This window comes from Ekhidna sp., from assembly GCF_040223195.1.
Taxonomy (GTDB): Bacteria; Bacteroidota; Bacteroidia; order Cytophagales; family Cyclobacteriaceae; genus Ekhidna.
The window spans coordinates 250155-273620 of the sequence record NZ_JAVKDX010000022.1; the positions used below are offsets into that span (position 1 = coordinate 250155).

The following is a 23466-nucleotide window of genomic DNA, read 5'->3' on the forward strand; positions in this document are numbered from 1 at the left end:
TTTTACCATTCGGTGTAATCTCCTAAACTCACGGATTTTGGCTGGCCTTTCACATTAACGAAGTTTCCAATCATTGAGTTGGTTAAATCAACGCCCTCTAAAGACGTGTTATTTTGAATGAGTGATTCGGATATCCTAGAGTTACTGATTTTGCAATCTTTCCCTATCGAAACATTGGGTCCGATTGTAGAGTTCGATATCTCTGTGCCCTCCCCAACAAATACAGGTTCTATAACCTCACAATTTTCCAGTTTAGCTGATTTGGCTATCAGGTTCTCTCCCTTCAGAAATCCCAGATAGGCAGAATTTGACTGTACGGTTATTTCTTTGTTTCCACAATCCAGCCACTCCTTCACCGTGCCAATGGTAAAGTTGGTGCCCTTATTTTTCAGGTTTTCAAGTGCCATCGTCAGCTGAAACTCTCCACCTGCCCTGATATTATTTTTGATCAGATAGTCAATTTCTTCTCTTAAATCTTCACCTTTTTTGAAATAGTATATTCCAATAATGGCCTGATCTGAGACGTATTCCTTAGGCTTTTCTATGAAGTCGGTAATGACTCCCTGATCGTCAGTTTTCACCACTCCAAATGCACTTGGGTCTTCTATCTGCTTCGTCCAGATGATGCCGTCATCTTCTGGATTCAACCGGAAATCAGCCCTGAAAAGTGTATCCGAAAATGCCACAGTCACCTTCCCTTCCAAAATTTCATTTGCACAGGCAATGGCGTGTGCTGTTCCTTCTGCTACTTCCTGAACAAAGAAGTGAGCTTCTGCCCCAACCTCTCTCGCTATTTCTTTTAGCTTATCCTTGATCTCCTCATCAAAGTCCCCAATCACAAAACCAATTTTTTCTATTTTCTCTGGTGTGACCTTGGCAATATCCTCTACCAACCGCTGCACAATGGGCTTGCCTGCGATTGGAATTAAGGGCTTTGGGGTGGTAAGTGTATGTGGCCTGAGTCGCTTTCCTTTTCCGGCCATCGGAATGATCAAGTTCATAAAAGCGTATTGGGTTTAGCTATTTAGCTCTGAGTCGGGATAAAGATTTTCTTTCCAAAATGATCGGCAAAGTTAGAAAGATTAAAACGATCAATACCGACTTCAGAAACGATTGTTGCGAGACTTCATTGATGAGTATTCCTCCTGCTGCAAAAACAACATATCCAAGAATCTTAAAAACCTGATAGGACACAGGATAATGCTTCATTCCCCAGATGTAGGAAATGATGACCATCAGGAAATACGAAGCGAAAGTCGCAACGGCACTGCCCATATAGCCAAATACCGGAATTAGTGACCAGTTTAAAATGAACGTGGCGAATGCACCGATTAAACTGATATAGGCCCCATAAAGGGTTTTGTCTGTGAGCTTGTACCAAAGCGACAGATTATAGAAAACTCCAAGGAAAAGCCCACCTCCGAGCAGCCACGGCACAGCATCCAGAGCTATCAAATAGCTATCCTGACGAAGAAAGATCGGTGCATAGTAAGGCATGAACACACATAGCAACAGCCAGCTCAATGACGTAAAAAGCACAAACCATGTCATCACGTTGCTAAATACTTGAGAAGAGTTTTTCTCTTTAGCTTGGGCAAAAAAGAATGGTTCAAACGCATACCGGAAGGCTTGTACTGCCAGTGTCATGAAGACTGAAAGTTTGTAACACGCCCCAAAAATTCCCAGTATTTCAAGGTTGGTGAAACCTTCATAAAAGCCCTCCGGCAGTCTGTATTTTAAAATTGCCCGGCTAAGCATTTCGTTTGTCACCCCGGCAAAACCAATAATTAAAACCGGCCATGCATACTTCATCATGCGCTTCCACTCGGCTGCATTGAGCGTTAACCGAACCTTGAGCCAATCAGGGATAAAGAAGAGAAGATAGAGTCCATTGGCAATCAGATTGGAGAGAAAGACATAACCCACTCCGAGATCCTGATTATATATGTGCCTGACAAAACTTTCCGGGTTTTCCTCCAAAATGAGCGGACAAAGTATGATGAAGAAAATATTCAAAAAGATATTGATCCCAATATTCGATAGCTTGAATGCAGCAAAACTGTAAGCCCTTCCTTCTTGCCTCAAGCGAGCAAAAGGAATTGCTACAATCGCATCAATAGCTAAAATTGCCGCCAGCCACTTGATGAAGCTCGCCTTATCAGGGTAGTAGAGCACTTCGGCAATTGAACCAGAGAGAGTCCACAATGCGCCTGAAAGAATTAAGGATGAAATAAGGACACTGGTAAGTGCCAGGTTGAAATAATTGTATCCTTTTTCATGAGATGAAAACCGGAAATAAGCCGTTTCCAACCCGTAGATATAGAGAATATTCAGAAAAGCCACATAGGCGTAAAGCTCTGTAACAATGCCATATTCTGCAGGAGCAAAAACCGAGGTATAAAGTGGAACCAGCAGGTAATTCAGCATCCGGCCAAGCACACTGCTAAGCCCATAAATAGCTGTCTGGCTGGCTAGCTTCCTAAGAATTGACAAGGGTTATTCGCCTTTAAAATTGGCTTTTCGTTTCTCCAGAAATGCAGCTACGCCTTCTTTGAAATCCTCGGTACCAAAGCAACCGGCAAAGGCATTGGCTTCTGTCTGATAGCCGTTCACTCCTGATTCAAAGTGTGCATTTACCGAATCGATCACCAGCCCGATCGCCACAGGAGCTTTGGAAGAAATTTTGCTTAGCAATTCAACCGCTTTGGCATGTGCTGCATCTTTATCAGCCTCCACATAGTTGGCCAAACCAAGCTTCTCAGCATCATTTGCAGAAATCATATCTGCGCTCATCAGGTATTCAAATGCTTTTCCCTTTCCGATTAGTTGGGTCAGTCGCTGTGTTCCACCATAGCCAGGAATCAAACCCAGGTTCACCTCCGGTTGCCCAAATTTTGCCGATGCAACTGCAATACGCATGTGAGCAGCCATAGCCAATTCACATCCTCCACCCAATGCAAAGCCATTCACCACCGCAACTACCGGAGTATGACAATTTTCGATCGACTGGAAAATCTCCTGACCTTCCTCTGCAAATTTTCTTGCGTGCATCTCGCTCAGCCCGGTAAACTCACTGATATCTGCTCCGGCTACAAATGCCTTTTCTCCGGCACCAGTCAAGATCACTCCTCTAATCTCTTTTGGATTATCCTGCACATGTTGAAAAGCATCTTTCAACTCAAGCATAGTAGCCCGATTCAATGCGTTCATTTTGCTCTCTCTGTTGATGGTAATGGTAAGTATTCCATCCACTAAGTCTAAGGCCAGATTTTCGTACGATTCCATTTGGTTGATTGGTTTTTAGAGACGGAAAGAAAAGGGAAAATTGCCTCAATCAAAAACAATTGTGTCTTTGAGATTGGCAATCATCGTGTTTGTCAGCTCCTTCAAACCAAAGTTGTGTTGCCAGCCCCAATTGTTTCTCGCCGCACTGTCATCAATACTTCCTGGCCAGCTATCAGCTATTTTTTGGCGGAAATCAGGCTTGTAGGTAATCTTGAAGTCTGGGTAGTGCTTTTGAATTTCTGAGGCTATTTCTTTTGGAGTAAAACTCATAGCTGCCAGGTTGTAAGAGCTCCTCACTTTCACATTTGCAGCATCCGTTTCCATCAAATCAATGGTTGCCTTTACCGCATCATCCATATACATCATCGGCAGCATGGTGTTTTCTGACAGGAAGCATTCGTAATCATCGCCGGCTATTGCTTTATGAAAAATATCCACGGCATAATCCGTAGTGCCACCTCCAGGTAAAGCCTTATACCCAATTAACCCCGGATATCTAAGACTCCTCACATCTACACCGTATTTCTCGAAATAATATTCACACCATCGCTCTCCAGCCAGCTTGGAGATCCCATAAACAGTGTTTGGACTCATTACCGTATTCTGAGGAGTGTTTTCTTTTGGAGTATCCGGCCCAAACACGGCAATGGAGCTTGGCCAGTAGATTTTATTCAGCCGATCTCTACCGGCCTCAAGAACCAATAGAAGGCTTTCCATATTCAGTTTCCACGCAAACTGCGGATTTTGCTCGCCTTTCGCAGAAAGTACAGCAGCCAGGTGGTAGACCTGTTTGATATTGTATCGACCCAGGATTGCATGGAAAGCATCCTTATCCATAATATCAAGCTTCTCGTAAGGACCATCGGCAATGAGCTTAATTGGCTCATCCCGAAGATCTGAAGCGATCACATTCTCCGTCCCTTTTAATTCTCTCAATCGCTGGGTGAGCTCCGTGCCCAGCTGTCCACAAGCGCCAATAATCAGGATTTTGTCCATCGGGTCAATTGTTGTTTAAAATGATTTTGGGTTTGCAAATTTACACGCCAAGAGAAAACTAGCTTCCATTAAATTTGCCTTCGATGAAGTTTGATGAATACCTGGAAGGAAAGAAGATTGATTCCAAAAAATACCGACTGGCAGAGCCAGGGCAGTATGAGGAGTTCAAGCGAATTTATGACCAGGTTCATCCTGAAAGCTTTACCCAACAAAAACTCTTCTTGATTAATAAAATTCGCAGAGCCTATAAGCTGGAAGCGGAAACCGCAGAGAAAAAGCCGGCAGCAAAACAGGCCATGCGACCGAAAATACCTTTAAAACCGAAAACAAGCTGATATGTACAAGTCATTAAAGCCAAGACTGGAAAATGAACTAGCCGAAATCAAAGAAGCAGGTCTCTACAAACAGGAGCGCATCATCGCGTCACCGCAGGCTGCTGATATTGTGCTGGAAGATGGATCGAAAGTGATCAACTTTTGCGCAAATAACTATTTGGGTCTTTCCTCTCACCCCAAAGTGATCGAGGCTGCAAAGGCTACCATCGACTCGCATGGTTTTGGTATGTCATCGGTTCGATTCATCTGCGGAACGCAGGACATTCACAAAGAACTAGAAAGAAAAATTTCTGAATTTCTGGGGATGGAAGATACCATTCTGTATGCTGCAGCATTTGATGCAAATGGAGGTGTTTTTGAACCATTATTAGGTCCCGAAGATGCAATCATTTCTGACTCATTGAATCACGCTTCTATCATTGACGGTGTGCGACTGTGCAAAGCACAGCGCTACCGATATAAAAACAATGACATGGCTGACCTGGAGGAGCAACTAAAGGCTGCTTCCGGGGCTAAAGTGAAAATGATTGTGACAGATGGGGTTTTCTCTATGGACGGCACCATTGCCCAGCTGGACAAAATCTGTGACTTGGCAGACAAATATGATGCACTGGTGATGACTGACGAGTGTCACTCTACCGGATTCATTGGAAAAACCGGACGTGGTGTTCATGAGTACAGAAACTGTATGGATCGTGTAGATATCATTACCGGTACTCTTGGGAAAGCACTTGGAGGAGCTTCTGGTGGATTCACAGCAGCCAGAAAAGAGATTGTGGATATTCTGCGTCAGCGATCCAGACCATACCTGTTTTCCAATACGCTTGCACCATCTATTACAGGCGCTTCGATTGCGGTGATCGACATGCTGAGCGAGACGACTGAACTAAGAGACAAGCTGGAAGACAATACCAAATATTTCCGTGAGCAGATGACTCGGGCTGGATTTGACATCAAGCCGGGTGAGCATCCAATCGTACCAATTATGTTATATGATGCCAAGCTTTCCCAACAAATGGCAGCCAAGTTGCTGGAGAAGGGGATTTACGTGATTGGTTTCTACTATCCTGTAGTGCCGAAAGGTGAAGCTCGAATTCGTGTGCAGATATCAGCCGTTCATGATCGTGAGCACCTTGATAAGGCTATCAAAGCCTTTACAGAAGTGGGTAAGGAATTGGGGGTGATATGAAAGCGATAAATTTTTACTAAAAACGAATCAGGTATGATCTGAAATCGTTAAATTCAACATATGAAAGATCATAAGGATTTTGAGAAAAGAGTAAATAAAAGCCTTCAACACATGGAGGCTAAAATATCTTTTCTTAGAGATGGAGTTAAGGGTTTGAGCGAAGCTTTCCATGAATTCCAGGAAGAGATTGGTGATTATATGGCCTATGCATCTGAAAAACATGAAGATTACGATAGAAGAATCTCACGAATTGAAAAAGAACTCAACCTTTAAGCTACCTCTTCCTTAATTTCTACCTCAGGCTCTTTCTTCTCCTTTTCCTTCTCTTTCTTCTCCTTTGGTTCGTTGAGGTATTTGTTGATCTGACGTCTCAGCTCCTGCGCAGAAATGTTGTGCATGGTCTCTCCATCCTGCATCACGGATATCTGCCCGGTCTCCTCAGACACTACGATAATAAAGGTTTCCGTATTCTCCGACATACCAAGTCCTGCTCTGTGTCTTAGGCCATATTGGGCAGGCACATCCCGTTCGGTCACAGGCAGGATACATCTGGCTGCAACGATCCGATCTTTGTGAATGATCACGGCACCATCATGCAATGGGCTGTATTTATTGAAAATGGCCAACAACAATCTTTTAGAAAGGAGGGAATCCATCGCATCCCCTGATTCTGCGTAAAACTTTAGTGGAGAGTCTCCGGAAAGCACAATCAGCGCACCTGTGTTCGATCCGGCAAGTGACTTCACCGCCTCCACAATAGGGGTAATGTTGGCTCGTTTAGCATTTCCATTCTGAGACCAGAACCGTACATTTTTGAAAAATTTGCCCTCCTCGAAAATATTGGTACGACCAACAAGCAAGAGGAACTTTCTGATTTCCTGCTGGAAAAGGATAATAGCTGCCAAAACTCCCACTCCCATAAACTGTCCTAGAATGGTACTGAGGAGCTCCATCTGTAGGGCACTCACTACCAGATAAATCAGGTAGATCGAAAGGAAGCCCACAAAAACTTTGATGGCCACACTTCCTTTCATCAGCTTGTACACCTGACTCAGCAGGATGGTCACCAAAAGAATGTCCAGCACATCCTTCCAGCTGATATCTAAAAATCCTATTTGAAATGCTAAAATCAATTCAGTTTACTTACAAGTTTCACGGCTTCAACAGCCTCCTTTACATCATGTACACGAAGAATGGCCGCACCCTTAAACAAAGCTACGGTATTTAATGCCGTTGTGCCATTCAAAGCTTCCTCAGCGGTCAAATTAAGTGTTCGGTAGATCATGGACTTGCGCGAAACTCCCACAAGAATGGGCCGATTGAGGTGGTGAAAATGATCGAGCTTGTTCAGCAGATCAAAACTCTGATCGGCGGTTTTTGCAAATCCAAATCCCGGGTCTATTATGACATCCTTAACGCCTAACCGGTTGCAATCATGAAGTACTGATGAAAAATATTTCATCACCTCAAACAACAGGTCATCATACTCAGTCAACTCCTTCATGGTTTGTGGAGTTCCACGCATATGCATGGCGATGTAAGGAATATTCAATTTTGCCACCGTTGAAAGCATCTGTTTATCCAGATTTCCGGCGGAAATATCATTGACGATCGCAGCTCCAGCATCGACAGCTCGTCTGGCAACATCCGAACGGAAAGTATCTATGGAAACGATTGCCTTAGGAAACTCTTTCGTGATGGCCTTAATCGAAACTACCACCCTGCTGATCTCCTCCTCCTCAGAAATATCATCAGCAGCCGGTCGAGAAGAATAGCCACCTACATCTAAAAAAGTTGCTCCATCAGAAAGCATTTGCTCCGCACTTTTCAGGATGTCAGTGATTGCAGTTTTGCGACTTCCGGAGAAAAAAGAGTCTGGAGTCGCATTGATTATTCCCATCACTTTAGGTGATGATAGGTCAATGATTTCTCCTCTTACATTGATAGTGTGTTTGGGGCTCAATGGATTAGTTTTGTTGTTCCTAGTCTACAACTGACAGTCGATAGCCGACAGTCTTTACAAAACTAATCTGTAGACTAAGCACTGACGACTGTTGACTATGAAAATTGAAACTGAGCAGCAATACAAAGAAATCATTTCTGAATGCAAAGAGATTTTTGCCAAAAAAACGAAAGATTATGGCACTGCGTGGAGGATATTGAGACTTCCATCCATCACCGATCAGATTTTTATCAAGGCTCAGCGGATCAGATCCATCCAGGAAAAAGGGGAGAACAAAGTTGGCGAGGATATAGCCAATGAATTTATCGGCATCATCAATTATTGCATCATCGCGATCATTCAAATGAAGCTTAATGGAACGGAAGAAATGGAAATTCCATTTGATACCCTGGAACCAAAATACGATGAAGTTGCAGATGACACGATGCATCTCCTGTCTGCAAAGAATCACGATTATGATGAGGCGTGGAGAGACATGCGTGTGAGTTCTATGACAGACATCATACTCATGAAGCTGATGCGAGTGAAACAAATTGAGGACAATGCAGGTAAAACATTGATCTCGGAGGGAATTGACGCCAACTATCAGGATATGATCAATTACTCAGTTTTTTGTTTGATTAAGTTGAAAGAAGGAAAATCATGAAGATCATCAAGGAATTTGCACGATACGCAGTTGGAGCACTATTTATTTTCTCAGGACTTATTAAGGTCAATGATCCGGTTGGAACTCAAATAAAGCTAACCGAATATTTCGAGGTTTTTGCTTCAGATATAGCTCCATTTTTTGAATGGTTTGTGCCTGCTGCACTTTTCTTAAGCGTATTTCTAAGTGTGCTAGAAGTGGTCTTGGGAGTAGCATTAATCATTGGCTACCGGATGAAGCTGACCTCATGGGTGCTACTGGCCATGATTGTCTTTTTTACATTCCTTACCTTCTACTCAGCCTACTTCAATAAAGTCACAGATTGCGGGTGCTTTGGGGATGCAATCAAACTGACTCCATGGGAATCATTCTATAAAGACATCATTCTGCTCGTTTTGATTGGCATCATTTTCTGGAAGCGAGACACATACTCACCACTTTTGAATGCCAAAATGCAGGAGATCAAAGTGGCTGGCTCTGCGTTCTTTTTTAGTGTATTTGCTATTTATGCAATCGAGCATTTGCCTTACATAGATTTCAGGGCTTATAAAGTAGACAATCATCTTCCTTCACTGATGACGAATTCTGAACCTTTGAAGTATGTCTACATCATGGAAAAAGATGGCGAGACTTTTGAATTTGAAAACTATCCGTCGGAAGGAGGCTATGAGTATGTAGCAGCCAGACTGACTAACCCGGATGCTGCCGCCAAGATCACAGACTTAAGTGTGTGGCAAGGTGATAATGACTATACCGATGAACTGCTTTCCGGTACAAAGCTTGTGATCATTGTCCATCAGGTGGAAAAGACTTCTCTGGATGAGATTGACAGGCTAAGAAATCTCACTTTTGATAATCCACAATATGATACATGGATTCTAACCTCATCAGGTTATGAAAAATTTGAAGCCTTCCGACACGAAAATCAGCTTGCGGCACCCTACTTCTTTGCGGATGCCACGGTGCTGAAAACGATGGTTCGCTCCAACCCCGGAGTGCTTCTTCTAAAAGACGGGACTGTTTTGGCCAAATGGCACTACAACGATACACCATTGGCTGACGATGTAGTAGAAATCCTAAATCGTCAGTGAGTCAGCGGATTTTCCTGATCGGCCTTCCCGGTGTAGGTAAAACCACCATGGGGCTGGATTTAGCAGTGGATCTGGGTCTTCAGTTTGTGGATCTGGATCAAGATATTGAAAAAGCTGCCAAGCTTTCAGTTTCGGAAATATTTGAAGAGTATGGGGAGGCGCACTTTCGTCAATTGGAAAAACTTCACCTCGAAAAGGTCATCGATGAACTAGACAACTTTGTGATGGCTACCGGAGGTGGTACACCCTGCTTTTTCAATAATCTCGACACGATGAAGCAATCAGGTAGGGTCGTTTATATCAACACGCCGATAGAAACCATCAGGGGTAGGTTGGAAAAAGATAGGAGTCGCCCATTGATGAAGAATCATACGCTAAATGAGCTGTTTGAAAAACGGAAAGGATGGTACAATCAAGCTGACCATACCATCCGGGAATACAAAGAACTAGTTAAAATATTTAGTTAGAAATTCAGCCCAAACGTCACGGAAACAGCCGTATTTCTTATATCTGAGTTTGCTACAGGCTGATTGTCCGTAATAAAATAGGGAACCGCCTGTTGCTGCGACGAGCTGGACACCACCGCAAAATCCAGATAATAATCAAAGGTTCGGTACCCAAAACCAAACGTAATATTGGTTCGATCATCCAAGGTAGAATCCTTCACAGGATCAGGAAAAATTGCGTATCCGGCCCTCAAACGGAAGTTGTCAAATCGATACTCCCCGCCTACTCGCACATTTACCACGGAGTTGAAACTATCATTGATCACATCATTATCTGAAGCGGTTGAAAAATCATCCGAATTCAAATTGGCTCTGCTGTAATCCACAAATTCTAAATCTCCAGTCAAAAACCCATTCTTACCAATGAATGCGGCTGCTCCAACACTTACTCGTGACGGAGTTCTAAGTCGATACTTATTTACAAACAAATCACTTTGATATGGGTCAATGGTTGCCAGATCAAAGGTGGTGCCATCTTCGGTGTATGTGGTGCCTGCATCCCAGTCTGCGGCCAGATCAATGTAACTTTCCTCATCGAATGTCATGAATGATGGAGAAGTGTAGCTCGCTCCAATTGTAAGGAAACTCACAGGCCTGAAGATTGCGCCTACATTGAAATTCACCCCCGCCCCTCGCACTTTGATTTCGTCATCAATTCGGATCGCATTTAGAGAGTCAAGGTCTTCCGTACCCTGAAGAAAGTCAAATTCCTCGTACGAACGGTTTTGATTATAATTTAAAAGCTGGACTCCCATGCCACCACCGAAATAGAATTTGTCGTCATAGTTTCCACCCCAGGCAATGTTCATCTGGTAATGTGATCCTCGTTGCTTGATCGTCTCTCTTTGTATTGGATAGCCACCAACAAAAGCATCATAGAATTGAATGTTGTCATTTCCGTCAACCACCGGAGTTATCAGAAATTGGTCGTAAGCAGCATAGCCTAATTCACTCAGATTGTTGGTGCTTAGATTACCTGCATCCTGAAGGATATTGTCCACCACCGAATTGAATCCGTTCTCTCCTTCATATGACCTGCTCAGGTGATACGTGTTATTTCTGCTCAATGAGATAGCAAGTGATCCGCCTTTAAACTTGTCATCTGTAAAACGTCCCTTCCCAAAATTGATCACTGTACCTATGTTGGCAAAGTTGAAATTGTTTTTGAAAGTTTCTTCTGATCCCTGAGTTTGCAGCCCATTCGGACGAATAATTCCAAATTCGGTATTTGCATTTATAAAGTCTAAAGAGGGAGTAACCACAAAGACGCTTTTATTGAAAAAACCTAACCCGGCCGGATTTGACATAGCAGAGCTAATATCGCCTCCCAAAGCCACTTGGGCACCTCCAATGGCCTGAATACGGGCAGTGCTCCCCAGGCTATAATTACTTTGGCTAAATCGCAATGCGTCTTCAAAATATTGTGCATTGGATACAACTGAATATCCTAAAAGACCAAACAAGATCAGGTAGAGTTTATTTGTCATTGCAGTGATTGATTAATTGCCTCCTCTCCCCGAACTAGACCTACCAGATGAAGACCTGGATCCGCCTGATGACCTTCCTGAAGATGACCCGCCGGATCTTCCCACAGAACCGCCTGAACTTCTCGATGATCTGGATGATCCAACGGACGAATTTCTACCGGACGAAGAAGGAGGAGAGTAGGACCCGCTTCTTGAACTACTGGAAGAGGGCCTGCTGTAATTATTGTTTGAACCGGATCTTCCACTATTTCCATATGAGCTATTGTCCGATCTGCTGGTTGTACCTACGGCCGCCGATCCTCGTGAAGAAGGTGTGCCGGGATTATATCTACTGCTTCTTGATCTATTCAAATAATCTGCCTGCTGCCTGCTGTAACTTCTGCTATTCACATCGCTGGTGACCACCGCTCCACGACCAGAAGACGATCTGCTCTCTCTCGAAGAAACGGATCCCCTGGAAGGCCTGGCCCCTCTGACCACATCTCTTCCACGTCGCTCATTACTGACTACATAAACCGGCCTATTGTAATAACCTCCATAGTATGGCGAATACCACCCTGATCTCCAGCCCCATGAATTAAACGCCCAGCTATTCCAACCCCAGTAAGGGCCTCCCCAGGCATTAAAATACCATGGATCCCAGAATGGATCATAAAAAGGATCGTACCATGGGTTCCATGCATTTCCGTAGGATACAGACCAAAAATTTCCACCCCAGCTATTCCAGCCCATACCGAATCTCCATCGTGGACGATTCCAGTTGTTCCATGAGTTCCAATTGTCATTGTAATAATTGTTGACAATCACCTGCTGAGGGATGTCACCGTTGTTGTAGGTGGTTTGAGGATCACTATAGTTTGGATTCTGAATTTGGCCAGAATAGGCATAATCCCCATTTATATAATCTTCCTGAGTTTTTTCAGGCTTATAGTAATCTTGAGGGGATAAATCCTCTTCCTCAAGTACCTGGTTATTCTCCTGATATTGGCGGCCCAAAAAGCTCATCGCTTCATCATTTGATGGTGATTGCTCGCCAGTGATTTGGGACGCCCGATTTTTAAGCTTCTTCTTTTCCTTCACACGATCTTCTTTGGTGAAGTACAAATCATCATATTCCTGACCGAAAGCCCCGACCATCGAAATTGTAAAGATGAAAACCAGAAAATTTTTTAGATAATGTCTCATGACGTCCTCCTTTTTTTATTTAAACGACTCCTAAGGGTTCTCTGTTCACTACCTCCGCTATATTTGCGATCCTTAGAAAATCTATAACAACAAAAGCAAACTCCATACCAAAAGAATAACAATACATGGCTAAAGCTATTCCATCTCGTTCGGAAGATTACTCTCTATGGTACAATGAATTGGTGAAAAAGGCAGGATTGGCCGAAAATTCTCCTGTCAGAGGCTGTATGGTGATCAAGCCGTACGGATTTGCCATATGGGAAAAAATGCAACAAACCCTTGATCGAATGTTTAAAGAGACGGGGCATGAAAATGCTTATTTCCCGCTTTTGATCCCTAAATCCTTTCTAAGTAAGGAGGCAGACCATGTGGAAGGTTTTGCGAAGGAATGCGCTGTAGTTACTCACTACCGCTTGAAAAATGATGAAAATGGCAAGGGTATAATTGTTGATCCTGAAGCGAAACTCGAAGAAGAACTAATCATTAGGCCAACGTCTGAGACAGTCATTTGGGACGCATATAAAAACTGGATTCAGTCGTATCGGGACTTGCCTATTTTAGTAAACCAGTGGGCCAATGTGATGCGGTGGGAGATGAGGACGAGACTATTTCTGAGAACAGCAGAATTCCTGTGGCAGGAGGGACACACGGCACACGCCACCAAAGAAGAGGCTGAGGCAGAAACCAATCAAATGCTGAATATATATGCCACGTTCGCAGAAGAATTTATGGCTATGCCGGTGATCAAGGGAGTGAAAACCGCTAGCGAACGATTCGCTGGTGCGGTGGATACCTATTGCATTGAGGCGATGATGCAGGACGGCAAGGCACTTCAGGCAGGGACTTCACATTTCCTTGGGCAGAATTTTGCGAAAGCTTTCGATGTGAAATTTGCCACAAAAGAGGGCAAAGAAGAGCTGGTATGGGGAACATCGTGGGGCGTGAGTACCCGTTTGATGGGGGCATTGGTCATGGCGCACTCTGATGATGATGGCTTGGTACTTCCTCCAAAGCTTGCACCTATTCAGGTGGTGATTGTGCCTATCTACTTTAAAGATGAAGAGCTTGAAAAAATCACTGAGGTGGTGAATCCAATTTTGGCTCAGCTAAAAGAAAAAGGCGTTTCGGTGAAATTTGATACTAGAGATACCCATAAACCGGGATGGAAGTTTGCAGAGTATGAGCTAAAGGGTGTGCCAATTCGTTTGGCTATTGGGCCAAAAGATCTGGAAAAGGGAACGGTCGAAATTGCCAGAAGAGACACCAAAGAGAAATCTTTCCACCCGATAGATACCGCTGTGGATCAAGTGATGAATCTTTTGGAAGACATTCAGAAAAATATCTATACCAAAGCTTTAAAGTTCAGAGAAGAGAATTCGCGAGAGGCTAATACTTACGAAGAATTCAAGGAGCTCGTAGAGCAGGGGTTTGTCTACGCTCACTGGGATGGAACCGCCGAGACAGAAGAGAAGATCAAAGAAGAAACCAAGGCTACCATTAGATGTATTCCTTTGGATCAGGAAAAGGAGGAAGGAAAATGTATCTTTACAGGTAAGCCATCAAAAGGGCGCGTGCTCTTTGCTAAGGCTTACTAAAACTACTATGGACTGGCTCATTATCACCGGATTTATCCTACTCGGAACCTTCCTGATTATTGCAGAAATTATTTTCGTGCCCGGCACCACCATTGTGGGGGTCCTCGGACTCATTTTTTCGGTATATGGGGTGTATCTGGGTTATGACTATTATGGTGCAAGCACCGGGACGATCATCCTGATCGCCACGCTAATAGTTAATGTTGTAGCACTGGTAATGGCATTTAAAGGCAAGTCGTGGGAGCGATTTTCCCTCAAGGGGACCATGACCGGAAAGTATAACGAAGATTTTAAATTTGATCTTAACATTGGCGACAAAGGCCAAACACTTTCATCCTTAAAACCGATTGGCAAAGCCATGTTTGACGAACATGAAATTGAGGTAAGATCCAATGGTGGTTATGTCGATGAAAATGTGGAAATTGAGGTCATAAGAATAGAGTCATCAAAAATTTTTGTAGAACCTGTAAAAAACTAAAACCATGGGCAACTTAGTGCCAATTTTAATTGTGATTGGGGGAATAATTGTCTTTTTTATTTTCCTCTATTTTGTTCCGGTCAATCTCTGGATCACAGCGATCTTTTCAGGCGTAAGAGTCGGTTTATTGGAGTTGGTATTTATGAGAATAAGAAAAGTACCACCATCCATTGTAGTGAATTCACTAATCACAGCAACCAAAGCAGGACTTACCATCCAGGAGACGGAAGACAGTCCCCCAAGACCACTAAAAACGCAGGAGCTGGAAACACACTATCTGGCTGGAGGAAATGTGCCCCAGGTAATCAAAGCATTAATTTCTGCTGATAAAGCAAACATTAATTTGACTTTTAAGCAGGCCACTGCGATTGACCTTGCCGGCAGGGATGTATTCGAAGCGGTACAGATTTCGGTAAACCCTAAGGTAATTAACACACCTTCTGTTGCGGCGGTAGCTGCGGATGGTATCCAGTTGGTAGCCAAAGCCAGAGTAACCATCCGGGCGAATATTCAACAATTGGTTGGGGGAGCCGGTGAAGAAACCATCCTTGCCCGTGTAGGTGAAGGAATTGTAACTTCCGTTGGTTCAGCCGCCAGTCACAAAGAGGTGCTGGAAAATCCAGACAAAATTTCAAAATTGGTGCTTCAAAGAGGCCTTGATGCAGGCACTGCATTCGAGATTCTATCTATTGACATTGCGGATGTAGATGTAGGAGCCAACATTGGCGCAAAACTTCAAACAGACCAGGCATCCGCCGACCTGAAAGTGGCAGAGGCGAAAGCTGAAGAACGAAGAGCCATGGCCGTTGCGGAAGAGCAGGAAATGGTGGCTAAAGCTCAGGAGGCAAGAGCAAAAGTAATTCTTGCTGAGGCGGAAGTACCAAAAGCAATTGCTGAGGCATTTAGAAGTGGCAACCTTGGCATCATGGATTACTACAAGTTCCAAAACATCGAGGCGGACACAGATATGAGAAGCTCGATTGCCGGATCCGGTAAAAAGGGTGGATCAAGAAAGAAAGACTAAACCTTAACTAACCTAAAAAAAGAGCCCCGAGTTATCGGGGCTTTTTTTATTCCTTCACTTTCTCAGGGGTAAATTCCCCTTGCAGTTCTATCGCTTGTTTGATGTGGGCCAGATGATGTCGGCAATGCCAATCATAAAGGCCCAACATCCACTCAAGGGTAAACTCCTTATTATGTTCCGGATGGAAATAGGTGCGCTTTTTATCTTCCGGCTTTAAAGACTTCATCAACACCACCCATCGATTATGTAGTCCCTCCAGTATCTCAATCGACTCATTAATATCTTCATTATCAGCGTCAGGTGTTCTGGCCCAGGCAGCCTCATTGTAGGGCTTTATGGTTGGATTATCCTCGGTAAGAACAAGCTTGAAACGAATAAAACTATTCATGTGACTATCTGCCAGATGGTGTACCACCTGCTTCACATTCCATCCACCTGGGCGATAGGTAAGCTCCAACTCATCATAAGAAAGGTTACCCACAAGTTTTTTCAACTTTTCAGGAAAGGTCTCAAGTGTTCCAATCCAGCCGTTAAATGTATCATCCATGATCTCTGCAGGAGCTATGTATTTCCCGACAGGGTATTTCAAAATTTCAATGTCCACAGTAGGTTATTTTTTTCGCTTAAAGATAGGCACAGTACTGCAAGGTTCGCCATACATCAGGCTACTTACATGAGGAAGTAATTTATCAGTGATTGTAGTGTAGGCATATTCAATGTTCTTCACATTTCCACACCCCTTGATCACCACTTTTTTACCTTTCAGGTCATTCTTTTCCAGACATGTATTAATGGCCTGATCAATAAGGGTCTTTTCTATTGCACTTTCATCACCAAAAGTGACACTATTGGCATAGTCTTTCAGTTGGGTGACCAGAAGCATGTAAGCCCAGGTAGGTACGATGGCATCTGCTGTGCAGACCAGCCCAACGTTTTTGTCCTGATACTGCGACCAGTCATGATCCTTTAGAAAGGATCGAAAATCTTTCTCTCTAAGAATTAGTCCTTCGTAAAGGGTGTCCTTCACATCAAAAATTGCATTCGCACCCTTATGAAGATATTCCTCCAGATCAATTGAGATCAGTGGACTCTTGGCTACCCTGTTTACAATTTCTTCCATTAGCTAGAGCAACTGTTTTTTGGGTGTAGTAGTTCGCCACTCTTTCAGATAATTTGGCTCGAAATAGGCCACATCCTCAAATTTCCCTAATCGATATTTTTCTTCTGCCAAGCGTCCCATGTTGGCTGCATCAGGATAAATGTCATCAATGAAAATCAAATTTTCCTGATTCGAAATTTCCCTGAACTTCGCCATGCCGTCACCAAACAGATATAGCGTTTTATCAAACTCTTTGAAAGTGTTTTCATCCAGAATTTTCGGTTGAAGCTCCCAGACCTTGTGGCCATCCTGATCTTCGATGTGTGTGTAAACCTCCATCCTTCTGGCATCCATCATGGGGCAGAGAAGATGATCTCCTAAAAATTTACCTCTGACAGCTTCTGCTATCACATCCAGAGATGGAATGCTGATGAGCTTCTTGTTTAACGTGTAGCATATCCCCTTGGCTGTGGATACGCCAATCCTGAGGCCTGTATAGGAACCAGGTCCTGATGAAACCGCTACAGCATCCAGGTCATCAAAAGTCAATCCTTGCTCCTTGCAAATTTCAAGGCCAATCCCCGGTAGCAGGGATGAATGGGACTTCTCTACCTGATGCGCCTGATTTGAAAGCAGTTGGCCATCCCTATGGAGAGCAACAGAACACACCATGGTAGATGTCTCTATGCTGAGAATTAGTGCCAATTAATTTGGTTTTAGGATTGACTGATATCGTGCAGGATCGTTAAGAATCGCAACTGCCATTTGAACGTCAGGATCCTTCCCGAAAGTAGACTCGATGATGCCACGCTCATAAAAATACCTTCCGGCAATCTCTTGCTCCAGGAGCATCTTGATCTCCTCTTTAAAGGTCACCAAATCTTTTTCTTTATTGTGCTTGGTAGCCTTTTCCAGGTTGTCAAAATAGCTTTTCAGCTCTGCATATCTCTTTTCTTCTTTGGCGATTTTTATCAGGTCCTTCGTTTCTTTCTCCACTCTTGTCACATAATCAAAATCCTTTCCTGAAAGCCACTTTAAAAAACTTTCATACTCAGCATCTGTCAGCCTGAGGTCGTCCGGCGATTCAGGTTTTAAATCCTTGTTTTTGTAGAAATACTCGGTGGCATAGAAGAACAAATGATCATTTCTGAGCAGACTCTCTGTGACCGGGGCAAACTCCAATCGTTCTACTTCTACATCCGGGTCAATCCCTCCTCCGTCAAATACCTTTCTTCCATTCAGTGTATAAAATTCATTCTTTAGTGAATCAGGAATTTTACCAACACTTCCATCTTCATTTCTATTGCTGTAGTCAATTGCCTGAATGCACCTCCCTGTTGGGGTGTAATACTTTGCTGTGGTGATTTTCACTACGGCATCATACGAAAGTGGGCGTTCGATTTGCACCAAACCCTTTCCAAACGTTTTTCTTCCTATCAGCACTCCACGATCATAATCCTGCATCACACCCGAAACAATCTCTGATGCTGAAGCGCTTCCATTGTCCGTAAGTACCACAAGTGGAATGTTTGGATCCACCGGATCATTGAGGGTATTGTAGGTCCAGTCGTTTGCCCGTACTTTCCCCTTTTGGGTTACGATCTTCTTTCCTTTTTCTACAAATATGTTGGACACATTTACTGCTTCATGTAAAAGCCCCCCCGGATTTCCTCTGAGATCTAGAATGATGCTTGTAGCTCCTTGCTCCATCAAGTCGAGCACTTTGATTCCGATTGATCGACCAACATTTTGGGTAAAGCTGGTGAGCCTGACATATCCGATATTATCGGTGACCATCCCTGCATAAGGCACACTATCTACAGCGATTTTCTCGCGCTTCACCTGTACTTCAAAAGTTCCTTGCTGACCATACCTTTTTACTGTCAGAGTGATTTCCGAATTCGACTGGCCCTTCATCAGGTACCTGATCTCCTCCTCCGACTTGCCTTCCAGAGATATTCCATTGATGGCATGAATTTCATCTCCTGCTCTCAAACCGGCCTCATGTGCAGCAAATCCTTCATAGGGCATCACTACTGTGCTCACACCATTTTTCCTTTCCACCACCGCACCAATACCTGAGTACTCACCGGTAGTCATCATCCGATACGTCTCAATATCATCTGCCGCTATATAGTTTGTATAAGGATCCAGGGTTTCCAGCATCTCGTCAATCCCAGACTTTATCAATGTTGTCGGGTTGATTTCATCCACGTAGTGCGTGTTCACCTCCTTGAAAAGTGTAGCGAAAATGTCCAGGTTTTTGAGAATCTCGAAGTACCTGTCCGTTGGTGGCTTTACCGCCGCTGTGGTCAAAATCAATACCACTAAAACTGGTAGGAATATGGTTGCTTTTCTACTCATATCTTCCGGACAATATTTTATTATTTAAGACAAAAAATTAGTGGACAACAAATACATGCCTCGCTGCAAATATCTCCATCACATTTATTTATAGCTAGTACCCAAACGTTCGAGGCACTTGATTAGTTGGGCTTCAATTTCATGAAAGGTCAAAATCTGCTTTGAAAGATAAATGAATCCGATGTAAAGGGGTGTAGATTCGCTTATATCCGTGATCAAATGCTTGTTTAATCGGTATGCCTCACGAATACGGCGCTTTAGGAGATTGCGATCGACCGCACGCTTGAAAATTTTCTTTGGAACTGAAATGAGAACCTGATGCGGACCGGAATCATCGGTGGGCATGTGACGGACCTGGAAATTGTCCAAATAAAAAGAGGAACCAGTTTTAAACAGTCCCTCGATTTTTTTCTTACCTGAAAGTCTTTCCTTTTTGGAAAAACTGTATTTAGATAGGCCCATAGGCCATGATTTACTTCTTGTGGATATCGTCAGATACAGTAAGTCTTTTACGACCCTTTGCTCTTCTTCTTGAGAGAACAATCTGACCGTTCACACTCTCCATTCTTTTTCTGAAGCCGTGCTTGTTCTTTTTCTTTCTTACTGAAGGTTGAAACGTCCTTTTCATAATATTTTCTTCTTACCCTGAAAAACGGAGGGCAAAGATAGATAAATCCTTTTCCTCTATGCAAGTTTTAGGAATAAATTATCTATGAGAAGAGAATGACTGTCAAATTCTGCCCAGAATGTCTTTGATGTGATTTTGACTTAATCGGGGGCCATATTTACTTACTATCGCCGAACTGGCAGCACTTGCAAGCCTTCCAGCCTCCGCATGCGACATCCCGTGGTTGATCCCATACAGAAATGCGCCCGCAAACATATCCCCTGCGCCTGTAGCGTCCACTGCTTTCGTTGGGAATGGAGCTATATCATGATAATCAGTGCCATCAAAAACGAGTGCACCGTCTTTTCCCTTCGTGATCACAAACTCCTTCGCTACTTTTTGGATGGCTTCTTTGGCCGCTTCCATTCCTTCGACTCCTGCAAATAATTCAGCTTCGTGAATATTGCAGAAAAGCAAGTCAACTCCTTCTCCTACCACCTCTTTCATTTGATCATTGAAGTATTTTACCATGGAAGGATCGGAAAATGTAAGGCTTACCTCAGTGCCGCTCTCCTGCGCCATTTGTTTGGCTACTTTCATTGCTTCCAGTCCGGTGGGTGATGAGACCAAAAAGCCTTCCATAAAGAGATAGTCTGAGTCTTTTATCGCTGATTCGTTCAATTCATTCTTTGAGAAATCAGTAGTAATGCCGAGAAATGTATTCATAGTTCGCTCAGCATCCGGGGAGATCATTACCAGGCATTTTCCAGTGGTGCCTGTATATAGATTATTAGGATCAAGGTTTGTATCAATTCCTGCTTTGATCAGGTCGTTTGCATAGAGTTCTCCGTCAGAATCATTGGCTACTTTGCAAGTGTAGTATCCCTTGCCACCAAACTCTGCCATTCCAAAAATGGTATTTGCAGCAGAGCCTCCTCCCTGTTTCTTTTTAACCTTTCCCTCAACCAGTGCCAGCAATGTGTTTTGTCGATCTTCGTCTACCAGGGTCATCAGCCCTTTTTCTACATTATTTTCTCTAAAAAACTGATCTTCTACTTCAATTTCATAATCCACCAAGGCATTGCCAATGGCACACACATCATACTTCTTATTCATTTTCTTTTGATTACTTTCAGCGCCCGGTCAGGATAGTCTGTGATGATACCGTCTACTCCCCAGGCTATTAGCTTCTTCATTTCTGCGGAATCATTGACCGTCCAGGGAACTACCCTCATGCCGGCCGTCTGGATTTCCTTCACAATATCCTGCGAAAGTAATTGATAATAGGATGAATAGATTTCAGGAGTAAAGCTTAATTGGCCAATATTATCCTTCCAGCTCAATTCATTTTCTATCAGAGCCGCCAATTGAATTTCGGGATAGTTGGCACGAATGTATCGCAGGGTTCTGAAATCAAAGGATTGGATAGTCACCCGGTCAAGTAGGTTTTTTTCTTTCAAAAGCGAAACAACCAACTCTGAAAAAATATCGGGAGTGGGATGGAAAATTGAATCAGTTTCCAATTGAGTTTTCAGCTCGATGTTATACCTGATGGAATCAAAACCGGCTTCTTTCACCTGATCAAGTACTTCACTCAGAAGTGGCTTATAAACGCTCATTTTTTCCTGATCCGGGAAGCGAGGGTTGCCAATAGACCCGCAATCAAACTTCTTTATCTCGGCATACTCCATTTGATAAATATTGATAATGGAATCTGCCGGAATTCGATTCCCATCCGGACGGAGGCAAAAATCCGGCGAGAAAAATGGCTCATGGCTAACCACCAATTGATGATCTTTTGAAACCACCAGATCCAGCTCCAATGTATTGACTCCCATCTCAGCAGCCATCAAAAACGCAGGAATGCTGTTTTCTGGAGCCAAGCCTCTGGCCCCACGATGGCCCTGTATATCGATAGTCATTGGTTTCTCTTTTGACTGACTGCAAGCTGCAATTAACGTTAGCAATATCAATAAATACTTCATGCTAAAAACTTGATTCGGGTGAAAATGTAATGCAGCGATTCTTCATTGATCACCAATCTATAGAAATCAGAATCTTCCAGCTGCTCGGGTTTATAGCCGCTTTGCATCAGGTATTTTTTGCTGATTTTCTTATCAAACCAGTGAACAAGCCTGATTTTATCTCCTTCGATTTCGAGGCAGGTCATCCCCCTTTTCCCAACCACACAGCCGGAATTGAACACACACGGGATATGAAAAAGTGTGTTGTAGACGTAACTCTGAAAATTGTGATCCTTATTTTCCCGATAGTACTTTTTGAGCTCTTTTTTGTGAGCCTTGATCTCTTCTTTAAGTTGCTCCAGTTTTTCACCTTTCGTGTCTGCATAATCCCTGCACAATTGCTCAATCTTGTATTTCAATCGGTCTACCTTATGAAGTGATTCAAACAAGGGACGATGGGTGTGACCAATAATCGACACTACCTTATTGAAGGCAGAAAATCCATACACCCGCTTCTCAATTTTGTATTGCTTCTGGCTACTGTGAGATACGGAGTAGCTTTTTATTCCCAGCGGATTTGCAAAATACTTCAGGGTAAACCCGATCAGCTCATTGTGCTCCTGATATTTTTTACTTGCCTGATGGCCGTGAAACACGAAGAGGTCGTCACCCTCAAACCTAAGCCGCAGCGATTCATATAGTTTGTATTTGAAAGGTAAGTTTTTCATCAACAATAGCTCCAAATCATGGTTGCCTATGGTCTTGAACAAATTGTCTTGCTCGTGAAAAGTGTCAAAGATGTCATAGACATTTCGCCATTTGTCCATAATCTTTTCCACTTTGAATCGCTGCAATTCCTCCACATCTCCATTGAGGATGAGGGCAAATTTCCCTTTCAGGTAGTGGTCTTTGAGTGCTGCGGCAAAAAGTTTTGAATTCCGCTTGAAATCATCTGTGGAGCCACCGTCCCCCATATGAAGGTCAGAGAAAATAACCCACCTTTTTTTTGAAGCCAGGTCGATAGTGGGACTTGACTCGCGAAGCTTATCTAATTTTTTATATAAAGCTTTGGTGTTGATTTGGTTCTTGTTCGCCATTCAAAAATTGAAGCTGCCAAGTTAAAAATTATGAACTCAACGAAGCGCTATTTTATCTCAATGCGAAGAAAATTTAACATCTCATACATACCCATTTCACTTTGATCACCTATAATGTGTAGGGAGTTTTTGAGGATATTTTATTAAACTCGTTATTTTCGTGATTCACACATAACCTAACCACTATGGCGGGAATACAGAAGATTACTCACAAAGGAAAAGAAATTGTATACGTTGACTATAGAGGACAATCTGAAGATGAAATGCTTCAAACAGCCTCATCGCTCAGGGACTTCCTGCTATCCGATCCTGGAGAACATCTTCGACTTGTGAATATCACAGATACGCCAGCCACAAGAAAGTTTACCGCTTTTATACGTGAAATGGGAAAGGAGACCAAGCATGTGCCAGTCAAAGGTGCAGTGGTGGGAATTACTGGTGCCAAAAAGGTGCTTCTCTCCGGATACAACCGACTGCTGGGTGGAGCTATGCGACCCTTTGATGATGAGATGACTGCCAAGGAGTATTTGGTGAGTTAAAATAAAAACCCGATGA

27 protein-coding genes are annotated in these 23466 nt (G+C 43.3%); 10 read left to right on the forward strand and 17 right to left on the reverse strand.

Translation table 11 applies throughout. The features are described 5' to 3' along the window. Positions 1-2 precede the first annotated feature (2 nt). From RLN88_RS14715 to RLN88_RS14730, 4 genes are read right to left on the reverse strand one after another with little or no spacing between them, the layout of a single operon-like run. On the reverse strand, positions 3-1001 hold the full coding sequence (locus RLN88_RS14715; protein ID WP_350222174.1) for a sugar phosphate nucleotidyltransferase: 999 nt from the start codon (positions 999-1001) through the stop codon (positions 3-5). Positions 1002-1020: 19 nt separating this feature from the next. Beyond that, entirely contained in the window at positions 1021-2493 is a 1473-nt protein-coding gene (locus tag RLN88_RS14720) for a lipopolysaccharide biosynthesis protein (protein WP_350222175.1), read from the reverse strand. A gap of 3 nt (positions 2494-2496) precedes the next feature. Then, positions 2497-3285, reverse strand: coding sequence for an enoyl-CoA hydratase/isomerase family protein (locus RLN88_RS14725; RefSeq protein WP_350222176.1), 789 nt, complete (start codon positions 3283-3285; stop codon positions 2497-2499). A 45-nt stretch (positions 3286-3330) separates the two neighbouring features. Then, positions 3331-4281, reverse strand: coding sequence for an NAD-dependent epimerase/dehydratase family protein (locus tag RLN88_RS14730; protein ID WP_350222177.1), 951 nt, complete (start codon positions 4279-4281; stop codon positions 3331-3333). 83 nt (positions 4282-4364) lie between these two features. On the opposite strand from RLN88_RS14730, the gene RLN88_RS14735 reads away from it, so the two are divergent. From RLN88_RS14735 to RLN88_RS14745, 3 genes are read left to right on the forward strand one after another with little or no spacing between them, the layout of a single operon-like run. Then, positions 4365-4616: a hypothetical protein gene (locus RLN88_RS14735; RefSeq protein ID WP_350222178.1), complete on the forward strand. Its 252-nt coding sequence runs from the start codon at positions 4365-4367 to the stop codon at positions 4614-4616. A 1-nt stretch (position 4617) separates the two neighbouring features. After that, entirely contained in the window at positions 4618-5805 is a 1188-nt protein-coding gene (gene kbl / locus RLN88_RS14740) for a glycine C-acetyltransferase (RefSeq protein ID WP_350222179.1), read from the forward strand. A 60-nt stretch (positions 5806-5865) separates the two neighbouring features. Beyond that, positions 5866-6078, forward strand: coding sequence for a hypothetical protein (locus tag RLN88_RS14745; protein WP_350222180.1), 213 nt, complete (start codon positions 5866-5868; stop codon positions 6076-6078). Here the strand turns inward: RLN88_RS14745 and cdaA are convergent. Both cdaA and folP read right to left on the reverse strand, forming a co-directional pair. After that, entirely contained in the window at positions 6075-6938 is an 864-nt protein-coding gene (gene cdaA, locus RLN88_RS14750; protein ID WP_350222181.1) for a diadenylate cyclase CdaA, read from the reverse strand. The two genes, RLN88_RS14745 and cdaA, sit on opposite strands and share 4 nt — an antisense overlap. Further along, on the reverse strand, positions 6935-7768 hold the full coding sequence (folP, locus tag RLN88_RS14755; RefSeq protein WP_350222182.1) for a dihydropteroate synthase: 834 nt from the start codon (positions 7766-7768) through the stop codon (positions 6935-6937). The genes cdaA and folP overlap by 4 nt, the downstream gene beginning before the upstream one ends. A 97-nt stretch (positions 7769-7865) precedes the next feature. Between folP and RLN88_RS14760 the strand changes: the two genes are divergently transcribed. Genes RLN88_RS14760 through RLN88_RS14770 form a run of 3 tightly spaced genes read left to right on the forward strand, consistent with a single transcriptional unit; the run spans position 7866 to position 9972 of the window. After that, entirely contained in the window at positions 7866-8414 is a 549-nt protein-coding gene (locus RLN88_RS14760) for a DUF1599 domain-containing protein (RefSeq protein ID WP_350222183.1), read from the forward strand. After that, positions 8411-9505 carry a BT_3928 family protein gene (locus RLN88_RS14765; RefSeq protein ID WP_350222184.1) on the forward strand — a complete coding sequence of 365 codons (1095 nt, stop codon included), beginning with the start codon at positions 8411-8413 and terminating at the stop codon, positions 9503-9505. The genes RLN88_RS14760 and RLN88_RS14765 overlap by 4 nt, the downstream gene beginning before the upstream one ends. Continuing rightward, entirely contained in the window at positions 9502-9972 is a 471-nt protein-coding gene (locus tag RLN88_RS14770; RefSeq protein WP_350222185.1) for a shikimate kinase, read from the forward strand. The genes RLN88_RS14765 and RLN88_RS14770 overlap by 4 nt, the downstream gene beginning before the upstream one ends. Here RLN88_RS14770 and RLN88_RS14775 read toward each other — a convergent pair. Together RLN88_RS14775 and RLN88_RS14780 are read right to left on the reverse strand one after the other, a co-directional pair. After that, positions 9969-11498 carry an OmpP1/FadL family transporter gene (locus RLN88_RS14775; RefSeq protein WP_350222186.1) on the reverse strand — a complete coding sequence of 510 codons (1530 nt, stop codon included), beginning with the start codon at positions 11496-11498 and terminating at the stop codon, positions 9969-9971. The genes RLN88_RS14770 and RLN88_RS14775 overlap by 4 nt on opposite strands. 12 nt (positions 11499-11510) lie before the next feature. Next, the gene (locus RLN88_RS14780; RefSeq protein ID WP_350222187.1) at positions 11511-12683 is read right to left on the reverse strand and encodes a hypothetical protein; all 1173 of its coding nucleotides are present in this window, start codon (positions 12681-12683) and stop codon (positions 11511-11513) included. Positions 12684-12808: 125 nt separating this feature from the next. Here RLN88_RS14780 and proS point away from each other — a divergent pair, with 125 nt between their 5' ends. Genes proS through floA form a run of 3 tightly spaced genes read left to right on the forward strand, consistent with a single transcriptional unit; the run spans position 12809 to position 15780 of the window. Then, positions 12809-14278, forward strand: a complete 1470-nt coding sequence (proS, locus tag RLN88_RS14785) for a proline--tRNA ligase (protein WP_350222188.1) — start codon at positions 12809-12811, stop codon at positions 14276-14278. Positions 14279-14285: 7 nt separating this feature from the next. Next, complete coding sequence (locus tag RLN88_RS14790; RefSeq protein WP_350222189.1) at positions 14286-14756, forward strand: NfeD family protein; 471 nt, start codon at positions 14286-14288, stop codon at positions 14754-14756. A gap of 4 nt (positions 14757-14760) precedes the next feature. Further along, positions 14761-15780, forward strand: coding sequence for a flotillin-like protein FloA (gene floA / locus RLN88_RS14795; RefSeq protein WP_350222190.1), 1020 nt, complete (start codon positions 14761-14763; stop codon positions 15778-15780). Between the two features lie 46 nt (positions 15781-15826). Here the strand turns inward: floA and RLN88_RS14800 are convergent, their stop codons facing one another. From RLN88_RS14800 to RLN88_RS14840, 9 genes are all read right to left on the reverse strand, one after another. Then, a complete protein-coding gene (locus RLN88_RS14800) occupies positions 15827-16384 on the reverse strand; it encodes a YfiT family bacillithiol transferase (RefSeq protein ID WP_350222191.1) in 558 nt (185 codons plus the stop codon). Positions 16385-16390: 6 nt separating this feature from the next. Then, on the reverse strand, positions 16391-16900 hold the full coding sequence (locus RLN88_RS14805; protein WP_350222192.1) for a DUF2480 family protein: 510 nt from the start codon (positions 16898-16900) through the stop codon (positions 16391-16393). A gap of 3 nt (positions 16901-16903) precedes the next feature. After that, positions 16904-17584, reverse strand: coding sequence for a tRNA (adenosine(37)-N6)-threonylcarbamoyltransferase complex dimerization subunit type 1 TsaB (gene tsaB, locus RLN88_RS14810; RefSeq protein ID WP_350222193.1), 681 nt, complete (start codon positions 17582-17584; stop codon positions 16904-16906). Beyond that, positions 17585-19243 (reverse strand): S41 family peptidase, encoded by a 1659-nt coding sequence (locus RLN88_RS14815; RefSeq protein WP_350222194.1) that lies wholly within the window; start codon positions 19241-19243, stop codon positions 17585-17587. 84 nt (positions 19244-19327) lie between these two features. Further along, on the reverse strand, positions 19328-19705 hold the full coding sequence (rnpA, locus tag RLN88_RS14820; RefSeq protein ID WP_350222195.1) for a ribonuclease P protein component: 378 nt from the start codon (positions 19703-19705) through the stop codon (positions 19328-19330). Positions 19706-19715: 10 nt separating this feature from the next. After that, complete coding sequence (gene rpmH / locus RLN88_RS14825; RefSeq protein ID WP_350222196.1) at positions 19716-19871, reverse strand: 50S ribosomal protein L34; 156 nt, start codon at positions 19869-19871, stop codon at positions 19716-19718. Positions 19872-19973: 102 nt separating this feature from the next. Further along, positions 19974-20966 carry an adenosine kinase gene (locus RLN88_RS14830; RefSeq protein ID WP_350222197.1) on the reverse strand — a complete coding sequence of 331 codons (993 nt, stop codon included), beginning with the start codon at positions 20964-20966 and terminating at the stop codon, positions 19974-19976. Continuing rightward, the gene (locus RLN88_RS14835; protein ID WP_350222198.1) at positions 20963-21772 is read right to left on the reverse strand and encodes a glycerophosphodiester phosphodiesterase; all 810 of its coding nucleotides are present in this window, start codon (positions 21770-21772) and stop codon (positions 20963-20965) included. Before RLN88_RS14835 ends, RLN88_RS14830 begins: the two co-directional genes overlap by 4 nt. 59 nt (positions 21773-21831) lie before the next feature. Next, a complete protein-coding gene (locus tag RLN88_RS14840) occupies positions 21832-22911 on the reverse strand; it encodes a metallophosphoesterase (protein ID WP_350222199.1) in 1080 nt (359 codons plus the stop codon). Between the two features lie 185 nt (positions 22912-23096). On the opposite strand from RLN88_RS14840, the gene RLN88_RS14845 reads away from it, so the two are divergent. After that, positions 23097-23450, forward strand: a complete 354-nt coding sequence (locus tag RLN88_RS14845) for a hypothetical protein (protein ID WP_350222200.1) — start codon at positions 23097-23099, stop codon at positions 23448-23450. Positions 23451-23466 lie beyond the last annotated feature (16 nt).

Coding starts and splice junctions, on each gene's coding strand:
- RLN88_RS14715 (WP_350222174.1), bottom strand. CDS start 1,001: ATGAACTTGATCATTCCGATGGCCGGAAAAGGAAAGCGACTCAGGCCA.
- RLN88_RS14725 (WP_350222176.1), bottom strand. CDS start 3,285: ATGGAATCGTACGAAAATCTGGCCTTAGACTTAGTGGATGGAATACTT.
- RLN88_RS14730 (WP_350222177.1), bottom strand. CDS start 4,281: ATGGACAAAATCCTGATTATTGGCGCTTGTGGACAGCTGGGCACGGAG.
- RLN88_RS14735 (WP_350222178.1), top strand. CDS start 4,365: ATGAAGTTTGATGAATACCTGGAAGGAAAGAAGATTGATTCCAAAAAA.
- kbl (WP_350222179.1), top strand. CDS start 4,618: ATGTACAAGTCATTAAAGCCAAGACTGGAAAATGAACTAGCCGAAATC.
- RLN88_RS14745 (WP_350222180.1), top strand. CDS start 5,866: ATGAAAGATCATAAGGATTTTGAGAAAAGAGTAAATAAAAGCCTTCAA.
- RLN88_RS14760 (WP_350222183.1), top strand. CDS start 7,866: ATGAAAATTGAAACTGAGCAGCAATACAAAGAAATCATTTCTGAATGC.
- RLN88_RS14765 (WP_350222184.1), top strand. CDS start 8,411: ATGAAGATCATCAAGGAATTTGCACGATACGCAGTTGGAGCACTATTT.
- RLN88_RS14775 (WP_350222186.1), bottom strand. CDS start 11,498: ATGACAAATAAACTCTACCTGATCTTGTTTGGTCTTTTAGGATATTCA.
- RLN88_RS14780 (WP_350222187.1), bottom strand. CDS start 12,683: ATGAGACATTATCTAAAAAATTTTCTGGTTTTCATCTTTACAATTTCG.
- proS (WP_350222188.1), top strand. CDS start 12,809: ATGGCTAAAGCTATTCCATCTCGTTCGGAAGATTACTCTCTATGGTAC.
- RLN88_RS14790 (WP_350222189.1), top strand. CDS start 14,286: ATGGACTGGCTCATTATCACCGGATTTATCCTACTCGGAACCTTCCTG.
- floA (WP_350222190.1), top strand. CDS start 14,761: ATGGGCAACTTAGTGCCAATTTTAATTGTGATTGGGGGAATAATTGTC.
- RLN88_RS14805 (WP_350222192.1), bottom strand. CDS start 16,900: ATGGAAGAAATTGTAAACAGGGTAGCCAAGAGTCCACTGATCTCAATT.
- RLN88_RS14815 (WP_350222194.1), bottom strand. CDS start 19,243: ATGAGTAGAAAAGCAACCATATTCCTACCAGTTTTAGTGGTATTGATT.
- rnpA (WP_350222195.1), bottom strand. CDS start 19,705: ATGGGCCTATCTAAATACAGTTTTTCCAAAAAGGAAAGACTTTCAGGT.
- rpmH (WP_350222196.1), bottom strand. CDS start 19,871: ATGAAAAGGACGTTTCAACCTTCAGTAAGAAAGAAAAAGAACAAGCAC.
- RLN88_RS14830 (WP_350222197.1), bottom strand. CDS start 20,966: ATGAATAAGAAGTATGATGTGTGTGCCATTGGCAATGCCTTGGTGGAT.
- RLN88_RS14835 (WP_350222198.1), bottom strand. CDS start 21,772: ATGACTATCGATATACAGGGCCATCGTGGGGCCAGAGGCTTGGCTCCA.
- RLN88_RS14840 (WP_350222199.1), bottom strand. CDS start 22,911: ATGGCGAACAAGAACCAAATCAACACCAAAGCTTTATATAAAAAATTA.
- RLN88_RS14845 (WP_350222200.1), top strand. CDS start 23,097: ATGGCGGGAATACAGAAGATTACTCACAAAGGAAAAGAAATTGTATAC.